Here is a 13,482-nt window from a genome sequence, read left to right as displayed (position 1 = left end):
ATTATACCATATCAATATTTTTTATATGCTATTTTTCTAGCCATTAACCCTATAATAGGAATTTCATATTCTTTATATTCATAACACTTCACCATTGAAATAATTTCAAATATAGTTATAACTATAGCAACTATACCTGTTATTATTGCTGATAGTAATATAGTACCTAGGGCCCCATATGCTAGAGGTCTAAAAAACATTAATCCTATACTACCACCTATAATCATAAATATAATAGAACTAAATATAATACCTACAATATTTATTAAAAAAGCTTGCATAGCATGAAACTTCACAAAACTGCTATCCTTTTCTAAAATATAAATTACAATAGGAGCAAGCCATGCTATAATCTTTATTCCTGGAATAAAAATTACTACTATTGCTGCACCGTAAGCAATCAGAGCCATAACATTAGCATCTATATTTCCTATAGAAGACTTATGTGGTTCATAAATATTCATATAATACCATCTCCTTTTATATCCATATAATTATATTATTCCTTAATATAGTTATAATTACAATATATTTAATTCCTTATTTTTAATTTTTAAAATTTATAAAAAAAGGAATGGAAAAAGCTCATAAATAGTTAATTTCGATTTATGAACTTTCTACATTCCTAATAAATATGAAATTATATATGTTTATACTTACTTAAGCTCACCATGTTTTTCATAATGTGCAATTTCTTTTATTTTATTGCTATGATCTACAAAAACCACTGTTGGTTTATGTTCTTTGGCTTCTTCTCCATTCATTTCACAATAACTCATAATTATAACCTTATCTCCTACTTGAACACATCTAGCTGCTGCTCCATTAAGGCATATAAGACCACTACCTCTTTTTCCTGCTATAGTATAAGTTTCAAATCTACTTCCATTGTTAATATCTACAATTTGAACCTTTTCATATTCTAGAATTCCTGCTGCATCAAGTAAATCTTCATCTACTGTAATACTCCCTACATAATCAAGCTCAGCTTGGACTACAGTAGCTCTGTGTATTTTTCCCTTTAACATCGTTATTGTCATTGTTTTTCCTCCTAATTATATGTGATAAGTAAAGTTATCAATTAATCTTGCTTTTTTAAAGTACACTGCCAATGCTACTAGGACATCCTCCTTAATCTCTTTTACCATCTCTAAACTTTCACTGCTTACCACTTCTATATAATCTATTTTGGCTAAATCTTCTTTCTCTATATTTTCCCTAATTAGCTTTTTAATATTATCTGGATTTCTTTCTCCATCCTCTAATAGTTTTTTAGCCATAGAAAGAGATTTATTAAGCACTAATGCAGCCTTTCTTTCTTCTGGAGATAAATATATATTTCTTGAACTCTTCGCAAGTCCATCAGTTTCTCTAATAATTGGACATCCTACTACTTCAATATCAAAATTCAGATCTCTTACCATTCTTTTTATAACCGCTAATTGCTGAGCATCCTTTTCTCCAAAATATGCTCTATGGGCAGGTATAATATTAAATAACTTAGAAACTACAGTGCAAACTCCTCTAAAGTGCGTTGGTCTGCTACTTCCACAAAGTCCAGTGGTCAAACCACCTACCTCTACAAAAGTTGAAGCATCTTTATAATACATATCTTCACTTTCTGGATGAAATATTAAACTTGCTCCAGCATTTTCACAAAGTTTTGAATCCCTTTCTAAATCTCTAGGATATTTATCTAAATCTTCATTAGGCCCAAATTGAGTTGGGTTTACAAAAACACTAACTACTACTCTATCATTTTCTGATACAGCCTTTTTAATCAAACTTTCATGACCTTCATGTAAATAACCCATAGTTGGAACTAATCCTACTTTTAAACCTTGAGCCTTCCACCCTTTAACTACTTCTCTTACTTTTATTACATCATTTAATATTTCCATAATTTTACCTTCTTTTTAGTTTAATTTTATTAATTCACTCAGCACTGAGTTTACTTTTAATATAGTTTAGATATAACTTCTTCACTTATTTTAAATCCATGCTCTAGTGCTGGAAAAATTCCCTTACTTACATCTTCAATATAGGCTTTAAAAGCTTCTGTCATTGTAGCTCCTAAATCCGCATATTTCTTAACAAACTTAGGTGTAAAATCATTAAACATTCCTAACATATCTTGATATACAAGAATTTGCCCATCGCAACTAGCTCCTGCTCCAATACCTATTGTTGGAATTGATATTTCTTTGCTAATTATCTCTGATAACTTAGCTGGAACACACTCTAAGACCACTGAAAATGCGCCAGCTTTTTCTACCGCTTTTGCTGCTTCAATAAGTTCTTTAGCCGCTTCTTCACTTTTTCCCTGCACCTTAAATCCCCCTAAGGAATTTACTGATTGAGGGGTTAATCCTATATGTGCCATTACAGGAATAGACGCTTTAGTTATAGCTTCAATTCTATCGCACATATCTACTCCACCTTCTATTTTTACGCATTGAGCACGTCCCTCTTTCATAAGGCGTCCCGCATTAAAAACAGCGTCATAAACAGAAGTTTGATAAGACATAAATGGCATATCTGCAACTACTAAAGCATTTTCTGTTCCTCTTGCTACGGCCCTTGTATGATGAATCATATCCTCCATAGTTACTGAAATTGTATCCTCATAACCAAGACACACCATCCCTACTGAATCTCCAACTAAAATACCATTAATCCCTGAACTATCAATAATCTTAGCCATGGAATAGTCATAGGCAGTAAGCATAGTTATTTTTTCACCCTTTGCCTTTGCTTCTCTAAATGTTATAGTCGTATTTTTCATTTTATTTTTCCTCTCCTAGAAATTGTTCAATCTCACTATAATCTCTATTTTTATTTTTTTTCTTTGCCACCTTTAACAAATTATTATTTAACATCCTATATAAAACTTTATCTTCCTCACTTAAACAAGCTATATGAGCCTTCATAGTAGATAAATCACCTCTTTCCAATGGTCCTGTAAGGCTTTTTACCATTCCTGAAGATTTTATATTCTCTATATTATTGTTTATAAGAGGATATAAGGCTTCAATGGCTAAATCTTCACTAAAACCACACTGTTTAAGATAATTTACACCATTATTAATAAGCCCTAGAACCAAGTTACTGCTAATAACCGATGCTAAGTGATATAAACTCTTACTTTCTTTTTCAATAATTTTTACCGAATTACCCAGAGAACGAAAAATTTCAGCTAATTTATCAATATATTTTTCATGTCCTTCAATAGTTATAAAGGCTTTTTTAAAATTTTTATAGGAATTATATTTGTCTGATATGGCAAACATAGGATGTATAGAATATGGGTAAGCACCAAACCTGCTTATATCTGAAAAGATTTCCGAAGATAACAAACCACTACAGTGGCATATTAATTTATTTTTTATAGACAACTCTTTAAGCTCATTCCAAACCCCATGAATTTCTCCATCTGGGGTAGTAATAAAAATCACATCACTTTCTTTCATTAACTCCTTTAAGTTTATGAAAGATTTTGTGCCAGTAAATTCTGCGGCTTCCTTAGCTGAGCTATGATTCCTACTATAATATCCAATAAGTAAGATACCATTCTCTTTAAAGTATTTCCCTAGCGAAAAACCAACCTTCCCGGCTCCAATGAATCCAAATTTTATAACAATCACTCCTCACTTTATCTGTTTTCTAAGTTAATATTAAAACAATACATAAATATTAACTGAAATTTAAAACTAAAAATCATGTGAAGTAATTTGTTATCTAAGTCTCATTCTAAAAGATATGAGCTGTCCGTAAAACTTTTCCTTTATAGCTGCTTTCCCTAGAGAATAATAGCTATATACAAATTAGAATATTATTTTTCAATCTATATATTCTAATTTAAAGATATAATCAAATTATAGGTGCAGTTATTCCTATACTGCCCATAATTACTTATATCACAATTATATAAGTAATTCAATGTCTAGAAATTGTATTTTTTAGTTTTAAAATTCTATAAACACTCTCATTAATTCTTTTTTCAGTAATGATACCATTTCTAACAGCTTCTACTACTCCATCTATGGCACTATTTTGATCATGTATACCTGATGATACTATTATTATGTCATTCCCTGCTTCTATAGCTTTAACCGCTGATTCATTAGTTGGATACTTGCCTTTAACTCCCTCCATAATCATATCATCTGTGACAACTACTCCATTAAATCCTAACTCTTCCCTTAAAAGCTTTGTGACAATATTTTCAGATATACTTGCTACGTAATCCTTATCTAATTGAGGTAAGTATAAATGACCTACCATTATCATTTCAACACCATTATCTATTGCATATTTAAATGGAATTAACTCTAATTTTTTTAATTCATCAAGGGATTTATTTATAACTGGCACCCCCACATGAGAGTCAACATCTGTATCCCCATGTCCTGGGAAATGCTTTCCTACTCCTAAAACACCTGCACTCTTCAAACCTTTATATACTTCCGTTCCCATTTTCTTAACAATTTCAGGATCATCTGAAAATGCTCTATTACCTATAACTGGATTATTAGGATTAGAATTCACATCTAGCACAGGTGCGAAGTCAAGATTAAAACCTAAAGACTTTATAGTTTCACCTATAGCTTTTCCATGTTCAAAAGCATAATTTAAATCTCCAGTAGCTCCTACATCCCATGCAGATTCAAAACGTCCCATTTCCTTAGGAATTCTACTTACAACTCCACCTTCTTCATCCACTGACATAAAAAGTTTAACCTTGTTTTCATTATTTAACCCATTCAAACTTTCTATTAACTTTTTTGTTCCACTTACAGTGTTAATATTTTTACTAAATAATATTATACCTCCTACTTTTTTATTTTTTATTAAACTAATAATATTATCATCCACTTCATAACCATCAAATCCAACAATAAACAGCTGACCTACTTTTTCCTCTAATGACATAGCATCTATTTCATCTTGTATTGGGTCAACTTGAGGCTCCTCTTCACCGAATTCTTCCACCATATTATTATTTTTCAAATCCTTATTAGACTTATCTTCTATATCTATTTTATTATTATACTTTGATTCTTTACTTATAAAGCTACATCCATAGAATAAAATATTTGATGTGCAAATAACTACGACGATCATTATAACCTTTGTTAATTTACTAATTGTCTTGAAAATATTTCTATTACTTTTCATTTATTTTACACTCCTTTAATTTCCTATAATAAAATACACAAAATAAACCACACTAAAATTATATTCAAATTTATTTTTTTAGGAGGAATTCTTATGACAAAGGATAGTCAACCAGATAACAAACAAGCTAGAATGGAAAAATGTAATTATCAAACACCAATTACTAGTGAGACAGGAAAAAATCATAATAGAACTGCTAAAAAGCATTCTATTAAGAGAGAAGGATTTCAAAGCCCTCATATAAATTAAAATTATAACCGATCCTTAAGTAATGGGGAAATTCCCCATTACTTTTTTAATATATTTTAATATATTATTCTTTTATCACATATTAACACCTTTGTTCAACTGTAGTAATATATTTATATACGGAGGTGTATAAATTATGATTTATTTTGCTCATAGAGGTGCTAGCAAAAATTATCCTGAGAATACTTTGCTTGCCTTTCATAAGGCTATTATTGCAGGTGCAAAAGCAATTGAACTAGATGTTCATAAAACAAAGGATAATAAGCTAGTAGTTATTCATGATGAAGATGTTGCAAGAACCTTTCAGGGTAAAGGACTTATAAAAGACTTAACCCTCGAAGAAATTAGTTCCTTAAAATCTAAAAATATTGATTATGAAAATAGCAAGTTATGTAAGATTCCAACTTTATACCAGGTCTTAGAGTTACTTAAACCTAGTAAAGTCCTTATAAATATAGAACTTAAAACTGATGTTATTCACTATAATAATATAGAAAAAGATGTGATTGATTTAATAAAAAACTATGGTATTGAAAACCATGTATTACTTTCTAGTTTTAATCACACTTCCCTTGAAATATGTAAGTCTATAGATAAAAATATAAAATTAGGTGTGCTAATTGATAGAAAAATTGATAATATAATTGCCTATGCTAAAAATCTAGGTGCTTATTCTTTAAATCCTAATGTTTATTTAGTAAATGAGCCTTTAATCAAATTGGCTCATAATAATAACTTAAAAGTATTCACCTACACCGTAAATAAACCATTTATAGCCAATCACCTTGATAAAATTGGATGTGATGGTATCTTTACCGATAACATAGAGAAATTTATTTAAGTATGATTTTAAGTTCAGTAGATAAAAGGAGTTAAGTTACTTGCTTTAACACCTTTTATTATACTTTATATCAAATTACTAATTTAATATTCATAATTTTAAAAATAATTATAGAAGTACATTTACTTATAATGGTATAATTACTTAGAGTCCAAAAATAATTATTGAAAAGGTGTGATAAAATTGAAAACAAAACAAATAGTTTACAGTGGACTTTTAATTGCTTGCAGCATTTTACTTCCCCAATTGTTTCATTTAGTGGGAGGTCCCGGTATTGGAACAACACTTCTTCCTATGCATATTCCAGTTTTAATTGCTGGATTTATCCTTGGTCCTATTACCGGATTAATAATTGGAATTTTAAGTCCTATTTGTAGCTTTTTATATACTGGAGGAATAATGCCTGCAATACCTATGTTATATCTTATGATAGTTGAACTAGGTACTTATGGATTATTTACAGGTCTTATATTTAAGAAATTTAAATTCAACATATATGTATCACTTATTGTATCTATGATTGCAGGTAGAATAACTAGAGGTTTAGTTTTTGTCGTTGCTACAAAATTTTTGGGAATTTTTCTTCCTCCTGCTATGGGTATATCTATAGCAATAACTCAAGGTATTCCCGGAATAATACTTCAAATGCTAATTATCCCACCAATTCTCTATTGGTTATGTAAGCTACCATATACTAAAAACTTAATGACTCAATAAATTTGGAGGCGTATTAAAATGAAAACCCGTATAAAAGCTTTACTTGAAGAATATAAATATAGCTGTATCCTTATGAGCAAAGAAAAAACTGTGATGACTTCCTTTGATAAAGGTGTAAGCCCTATATATAAATATATCAAAGAAAATGGAGTGTCTCCTATACCATTAATAATGGGTGATAAAATTGTTGGAAAGGCAGTTGCTCTGATGGCTATTTATGGTGGTGTGGAATATATCTACACACAAATAATTAGTCAAGGCGCTATAGATATTTTAAATTCCCATAATATTAAATTTGACTACGAAGAAATAGTTCCTTATATAAATAATCGTAAAAAAGATGGGCAATGTCCTATGGAAGCATCTTTGTCTGGCACAATAAATCCTGAAGAAGGATTTAATATAATTGATACATTTATTAAAAATAGAGAATTAAAGGAGTGTCCAAAATGATTTATAAACCCTATGGTAAAACTGGTAAAATGGTTTCTGCCCTCGGCTTTGGTGGAATGAGATTTAAAGATGATTGTTCCATTGAAGAAGGAGCTGAAATAGTTAGGTATGCAAATAGCCTTGGTATAAATTACTTTGATACTGCACCTAACTATTGCAATGATAGAAGTGAAGATATCTTTGGAGAAGCTTTTAAAAATATGTCTGGTGAATTCTATGTATCTACTAAAAGCAGTCTTGGTAGTGAACCAGATGCAGATTCAGTAAGACGTAGAATAGAAAACTCACTCAAAAGACTTGGTATAGACAAAATTAACTTTCATCACATGTGGTGTATTATGGACCTTAATCACTATAAAAAAGTTATGGCCAAAGGTGGTCCTTATTGGGGAGCTCTTAAAGCTAAGGAGGAAGGCTTAATAGACCACCTAGTATTTTCTACCCATGCTTCTGGTGAAGAAATTAGAATTATGGTAGAAGAAGGTTATTTTGAAGGAGTAACCTTAGGGTACAACATTTTAAACTTTCCGTATCGACAAGAAGGTATTTTAGCTGCTCATCAGCATGGTCTAGGAGTAGCAACCATGAACCCTTTAGGTGGTGGATTAATTCCTGAAAATCAAGAATATTTTTCATTTGTAAAACAAAATCAAAATGAAAGTGTTGTACAAGCAGCGCTGCGTTTTAATGCTTCTCATGAATGTATTTCAGTAACTCTATCTGGTATGGGTAGTAAGGAAGAAGTTAAGCATAATGTAGATGCTGTTAAAAACCTTACTATTCTCAAAAACTCTCAAATAGAAACTTTAAAATCTTCTCTTAGGCAAGATATGAATCAACTATGTACAACTTGTCAATATTGCAAACATTGTCCTAAAGGTATTAATATTCCTAAATATATGGATTTATATAATTATTACGTATTAAAAGGTATTAATGGTATAAAAGAAATGTATGAATTACTCTCTAAATATGGCGATATTGACTTTGATAAAGATATGGCTCCCAGCGATTGCATTGGGTGTAAAAAATGTGAAACTCTGTGTACACAAAAGTTAAATATAGTAGACAGACTAGATTGGATTAATCGCAATGTGATTAGAAACTAGTTATTTATAATATGTTAGTTGAGTAGTTTAGCTTTAAATTAAAAATATATGGATTTATTAAAATTTCATTTAATAAATCCATATATTTTCTTTGTTATGTACTTTAAAATAATAATCATAAACTTTTTATAATTTTATTAATCTCTTAACCTATTTTTATTAACAACGGTAGTATTCCTCCCCTTTTCCTTAGCCTCATAAAGGTTTATATCTGCTCTATATATTATATCTTCGGTATTCATATCTAAATCTCTAAAGCCATATACTCCGAAACTACAGGTTATACTAAACTTATTTCCTTTATGTTCAAGGGTCGTTTCCTCTAAATTCTTCCTAATTCTTTCTGCAATAATTTCTGCTTTATCTTCATCTGTATCATTTAAAACAATTAAAAATTCTTCTCCACCATAACGTCCAATCCAATCACTTCCATTGCTTCTAATATATTTTGAAGCAATTCTCGTAAAATCTTTTAATACATTATCTCCAACTATATGACCATAGGTATCATTAATTTCCTTAAAATAATCTATATCTGCCATTATAACAGACATAGATTTTTGTTCCCTTATAGATTTCTCAACATCAACTTCTAATCGCTCTCTTATGTACCTTCTATTATATACACCTGTAAGATCATCTATTAGGGTAGTTTCTTGTATATTTTTCAAAAACTTCTCAATAGATTCTGCATATTCCCTCTCTCTATCTATAATAGCTCCTCCTTTTGATATATCCTTCACTAACTCAACTATATAGGTTTCCTTGCCAATATTTATAGGAGAAGCCATAACTAGAAAAATCCTGTTTTTGTTATACTCTATTTTTACTACTGTTTCATTGCTTTCATATGCTTGTTTAGAAATACAATTTTCACATATACCATTCCTATTCCATAACTCATAGCAATGTGTATCAGTATTTATAGTATTGTTATCTGTTGATAAAATTTTATTATTATTGGGATTAATTATTCTTATCATATCATATATATTTTTAAAGATTGAAAGTCGCTCTTTCACATCATCCATTATATCCATACTTCAAAAACCTCCTTGTTTAAAATATGGCTTCATTTGTTATGTATTTTTTATTTTTCAGCTGTAATAAAGTACATCTCTACATGTAATTCTAAAATATCTTTTATATATATTTTGAAAAAATGATCTAGAATATACTTCTATTTAACTATTCATCTATAGAAAGTACATCTATATATTTCTCTGATACATCATTTGTCAAACTTTCTACACTCATAAGTTTTTTATTAATCTGCTTAGTCCTTGTACCTACAAGCTTATCTAAATCTGTACTTGCTTGATTTAACTTTTTCTGTGTAGCTTTAAGCACCTCTTCAAATTTTCCAAACTCTGTTTTAACTGCTCCAAGTACATTCCAAACTTCACTAGATCTTTTTTCAATTGCAAGAGTTCTAAATCCCATCTGTAAACTATTTAAAAGTGCTGCTAAAGTTGTTGGGCCTGTTATATTTATCTTATATTCTCTTTGAAGAATTTCAACTAAATTAGTTCTTTTAACTACCTCTGCATAAAGACCTTCTATTGGTAAAAACATAATTGCGAAATCAGTGGTGTAAGGTGGGTCTATATATTTATCTCTAATATCCTTAGCTGATTTCTTTATAGCTGTTTCTAACTTTTTATAACCTTCTTCTATTAAACTTTGGTCTCCAGTATCATAGGAATCCACCAAATTGTGGTATACATCCAAAGGAAACTTTGAATCTACAGGAAGGTATACTACATCAGAGGTTTTATCCTTACCTGGAAGTCTTATTGCAAATTCCACATTATCTCTAGATCCCTTCTTAGTTACTACATTTATATCGTACTGTTCTTTAGTAAGAATTTGATCTAAAATTCTTCCCAATTGAATTTCTCCTAAGATTCCTCTAGTCTTAACATTGGAAAGAACTTTTTTTAAATCTCCTACTCCCATAGCTAAGGTTTGCATCTCACCTAGTCCTTTATGCACAACTTCCAATCTTTCACTTACCAACTTAAAGGATTCTCCTAATCTCTTCTCCAATGTACTTTGTAACTTTTCATCCACAGTTTCCCTCATTTTTTCTAACTTATCCTCAGTAGACTTAAGCAACTCACCTTGTTTTTGGGATAAATCATTAAATTTTTCTTTTTGAAGATTATTAAACTCATTAACACTTTTAGAAAATTGATTTTCAAAAGATTTAAGTGATTTTTCTATAGTATTAGAATATGTATCTAGTTGATTCTTTTGAAAATTTGCTATTTCACTCATTCTACCTAAAATAGCATCACTTAACCTTTGTATTTGAAGGTTCAACTCAATTCTAGCTTCTTTTTCACCTTTACGAGATTCTTCCCTATTTCTAGAGATTTCATCTCTAAAGGCTTTTTCTAATTTATCAACACTTTTATCTATATCTCCTACCCTTTGTTCTATATGTAAGATTGAATTCTCAATATCGGCTGCACTGCCCTTTTGCATTCTGCTTCTAGAATCCTTTAATTTTAGAGTAAAATATATATTTATAATTAACAATATAATTACAATAACCAATAAAACTTCCATTATCTCATCCCCAATCTTAAAATTTATATAAGAATATTACTCTCAAATACCGTTTAAAGGCTAAATAGAAAATTTTATCTATTTAGCCTTATATTTAAGGTAAAATAAGAAACATGAAAATATGTTCCCTTGGTCATTATATCATTTTTCAGTATAAAATTACAAATAGATTAAATTATTAAACTCTTCAATGTTTTTACTATCTATTTAATTTATATTAGATACTTTTCATAAGTACAATTTTAAACTCAGTACCTATGTCCACTTTACTTTTAACTTCTATATATCCTCCTTGGGCTTCAATAATTGATTTACTAAGAGATAATCCAATTCCAACAGACTCAGATTTTCCCCCTTTATAAAATCTCTTAAAAATATTAGGAAGATCCTTTTCACTAATTCCCACTCCATTATCCCTTATTACAATTTTTGTATTTATGGGATTTTCTTCAAGTTCTATATGGATTTCACCATTATAACTATGTTCTACACCATTCTTAACTATATTAATCAACGCTTCTCCTAACCATTTCTCATCATAATTAAACATAAACTTATTTTTATTTTTTTTATTAATCTCTTCTATATTACTTATTACCGTTTCTTCATACATATTACTTTCAAATACTATATTAACTTTATTTTCTGCTGCCATCATTGCAACATTGTCTATAACTTCATAAATAGTATTAACTAAGCTATTTCCCTTCATGTTAAATTCAATTGCTCTTGCATCTACCTTGGCTAGCTTCAATATACTTTTTATAAGCCAATCCATACGATTTAATTGTGTCTTGCTATTATGTAAGAATTTTTCCCTATTATCTTCACTAATTTTCTTATTACTTAAAATATCATTATAAATAATAAGGGCAGATAGTGGTGTTTTTAATTGATGAGATATGTCTGATAATATATTTACTAGAAACTCCTTTTCTTTTTTTAAATCTACCATCTGACTTTGTAAAACTTGTCTCATATTTTTAAATCCATAGGAAAGTTTTGCAAAATCTCCTTCCTTCTCTTCATAAAGATTTACATCATAGTTTTCCTCTAATATTTCCTTTGAGGCTCTTGTCAAATTTCTTACTCGACTATATATACCTCTATACTGAATATAATTTAATAATATTAATAAACCTCCAAATGTACTACCTATAATTATAAATATAAATTTACTATTTTTAAAAGCTTCATTTATTCCATCTATATACATTATATTTATATTGTCTTTATAACCATAATTATCTATAATTTTTTCTCCTAATTTTATCCCTTCCTTTGTTGGCACTTTAAAGGTTGCCTCTACTAAATCCGCTTCAAGATTAGGAAATTTTTCTACCATTGTAGATAACATTGCGGCCTTGCCATCTATATATTGACTCTTTATGTTATTAAAATAAAAAGTAATCCACATATTAACGATAAATATAAATATTATAACTATAAATAATAACACTACGGAACTCTTTTTTAATTCTGGATTTATAAGCTCTTTCATTAATTTCTCCTACTTTCCATTAACAACTTCTTTTATCCACATATAGCCTAGTCCTCTTTTCGTTATAACATATTCTGGCTTACTAGGATTATCTTCTATTTTTTCTCTAAGTCTTTTTATATAAACTGAAAGAGTATTTTCCTCTACATATGCGCCTTCTTCACCAAATAATTCCTTTAATATATGATCCTTGCTAAGTAATATTTCTGGACTCTGTAGAAATGCTAAAAGAAGCCTATATTCCTTTGCCGTTAATGATATCTTTTCATTACCCTTGGATACTTCTGCACTAGATGTGTTAATAATTATATCTCCGGATCTTAAAGTTGTTATATTATTATCACCTTTGCCAACTCTTCTTAAAACTACACGAATTCTTGATAATAACTCCTTTACTCTAAAAGGTTTTGTTATATAGTCATCACCACCTATATCTAATCCCAAAATTATATTTACCTCTTCATCTAAAGCAGTTAAAAATATTATAGGTGTGTCCTTCTTTTCCTTCACGTATTTACAAAAGTCATATCCACTTCCATCAGGTAAATTTATATCTAGAAGTATTAAATCAAACTCCTCATTATTAAATTTTTCTTTTCCATTCTCTATAGAACCCACTCTAAAAACCTGATACCCTTCTTCTTGAAGGGTATATTCTACTCCTAAAGCCAATGCCTCATCATCTTCAACTAATAAAATTCTATTCATTACATAACCTCCTCCATAAAAAAATTTTCAAATTATTTATTAACACTACTTTAAAACTTGCATTTATAACTTAATTTTATCATTAAAATCATATAACATTATAGGGATTTTAAAAAGCTTAGGTTATAATTATATTAAAACAAAAATCCAAA

General features: G+C 29.2%; 15 protein-coding genes. 5 read left to right on the top strand and 10 right to left on the bottom strand.

Annotation, left to right across the window (positions count from 1 at the left end; all coding sequences use genetic code 11):
- Positions 1–11: 11 nt before the first annotated feature.
- From B3086_RS04995 to B3086_RS04970, 6 genes are all read right to left on the bottom strand, one after another.
- Entirely contained in the window at positions 12–464 is a 453-nt protein-coding gene (locus B3086_RS04995; protein ID WP_346848913.1) for a DUF4870 domain-containing protein, read from the bottom strand.
- A 192-nt stretch (positions 465–656) separates the two neighbouring features.
- On the bottom strand, positions 657–1,040 hold the full coding sequence (gene panD, locus B3086_RS04990) for an aspartate 1-decarboxylase (protein ID WP_346848912.1): 384 nt from the start codon (positions 1,038–1,040) through the stop codon (positions 657–659).
- Positions 1,041–1,055: 15 nt separating this feature from the next.
- The gene (panC, locus tag B3086_RS04985; protein ID WP_346877863.1) at positions 1,056–1,901 is read right to left on the bottom strand and encodes a pantoate--beta-alanine ligase; all 846 of its coding nucleotides are present in this window, start codon (positions 1,899–1,901) and stop codon (positions 1,056–1,058) included.
- Positions 1,902–1,957: 56 nt separating this feature from the next.
- On the bottom strand, positions 1,958–2,785 hold the full coding sequence (gene panB / locus B3086_RS04980; protein ID WP_346879685.1) for a 3-methyl-2-oxobutanoate hydroxymethyltransferase: 828 nt from the start codon (positions 2,783–2,785) through the stop codon (positions 1,958–1,960).
- Between the two features lies 1 nt (position 2,786).
- Positions 2,787–3,635 carry a Rossmann-like and DUF2520 domain-containing protein gene (locus B3086_RS04975; RefSeq protein ID WP_346848996.1) on the bottom strand — a complete coding sequence of 283 codons (849 nt, stop codon included), beginning with the start codon at positions 3,633–3,635 and terminating at the stop codon, positions 2,787–2,789.
- Positions 3,636–3,936: 301 nt separating this feature from the next.
- Positions 3,937–5,178: a glycoside hydrolase family 3 protein gene (locus tag B3086_RS04970; RefSeq protein ID WP_346878368.1), complete on the bottom strand. Its 1,242-nt coding sequence runs from the start codon at positions 5,176–5,178 to the stop codon at positions 3,937–3,939.
- 93 nt (positions 5,179–5,271) lie between these two features.
- Here B3086_RS04970 and B3086_RS04965 point away from each other — a divergent pair, with 93 nt between their 5' ends.
- From B3086_RS04965 to B3086_RS04945, 5 genes are all read left to right on the top strand, one after another.
- On the top strand, positions 5,272–5,427 hold the full coding sequence (locus tag B3086_RS04965) for a hypothetical protein (RefSeq protein ID WP_167402876.1): 156 nt from the start codon (positions 5,272–5,274) through the stop codon (positions 5,425–5,427).
- A gap of 136 nt (positions 5,428–5,563) precedes the next feature.
- Positions 5,564–6,268 (top strand): glycerophosphodiester phosphodiesterase, encoded by a 705-nt coding sequence (locus B3086_RS04960; RefSeq protein ID WP_346848908.1) that lies wholly within the window; start codon positions 5,564–5,566, stop codon positions 6,266–6,268.
- A 183-nt stretch (positions 6,269–6,451) separates the two neighbouring features.
- Positions 6,452–6,985, top strand: coding sequence for an ECF transporter S component (locus B3086_RS04955; protein ID WP_346877867.1), 534 nt, complete (start codon positions 6,452–6,454; stop codon positions 6,983–6,985).
- An 18-nt stretch (positions 6,986–7,003) separates the two neighbouring features.
- Positions 7,004–7,438, top strand: a complete 435-nt coding sequence (locus tag B3086_RS04950) for a DUF1893 domain-containing protein (RefSeq protein ID WP_051824025.1) — start codon at positions 7,004–7,006, stop codon at positions 7,436–7,438.
- Positions 7,435–8,547 carry an aldo/keto reductase gene (locus B3086_RS04945; protein WP_346848906.1) on the top strand — a complete coding sequence of 371 codons (1,113 nt, stop codon included), beginning with the start codon at positions 7,435–7,437 and terminating at the stop codon, positions 8,545–8,547. The genes B3086_RS04950 and B3086_RS04945 overlap by 4 nt, the downstream gene beginning before the upstream one ends.
- Positions 8,548–8,684: 137 nt before the next feature.
- Here the strand turns inward: B3086_RS04945 and B3086_RS04940 are convergent, their stop codons facing one another.
- The 4 genes from B3086_RS04940 to B3086_RS04925 all read right to left on the bottom strand — a co-directional run bounded on the left by B3086_RS04940 (position 8,685) and on the right by B3086_RS04925 (position 13,330).
- The gene (locus B3086_RS04940; RefSeq protein ID WP_346848905.1) at positions 8,685–9,587 is read right to left on the bottom strand and encodes a GGDEF domain-containing protein; all 903 of its coding nucleotides are present in this window, start codon (positions 9,585–9,587) and stop codon (positions 8,685–8,687) included.
- A gap of 148 nt (positions 9,588–9,735) precedes the next feature.
- The gene (locus B3086_RS04935; RefSeq protein WP_346878367.1) at positions 9,736–11,121 is read right to left on the bottom strand and encodes a DNA recombination protein RmuC; all 1,386 of its coding nucleotides are present in this window, start codon (positions 11,119–11,121) and stop codon (positions 9,736–9,738) included.
- 217 nt (positions 11,122–11,338) lie between these two features.
- A complete protein-coding gene (locus B3086_RS04930; RefSeq protein ID WP_346892894.1) occupies positions 11,339–12,622 on the bottom strand; it encodes a HAMP domain-containing sensor histidine kinase in 1,284 nt (427 codons plus the stop codon).
- 9 nt (positions 12,623–12,631) lie between these two features.
- On the bottom strand, positions 12,632–13,330 hold the full coding sequence (locus tag B3086_RS04925) for a response regulator (protein WP_150842884.1): 699 nt from the start codon (positions 13,328–13,330) through the stop codon (positions 12,632–12,634).
- Positions 13,331–13,482: the final 152 nt, after the last annotated feature.

This window comes from Clostridium sp. UBA871 (genome assembly GCF_002295255.1).
Lineage (GTDB): Bacteria > Bacillota > Clostridia > Clostridiales > Clostridiaceae > Clostridium_J > Clostridium_J sulfidigenes.
This window is presented reverse-complemented; position numbering and strand designations above follow the sequence as displayed.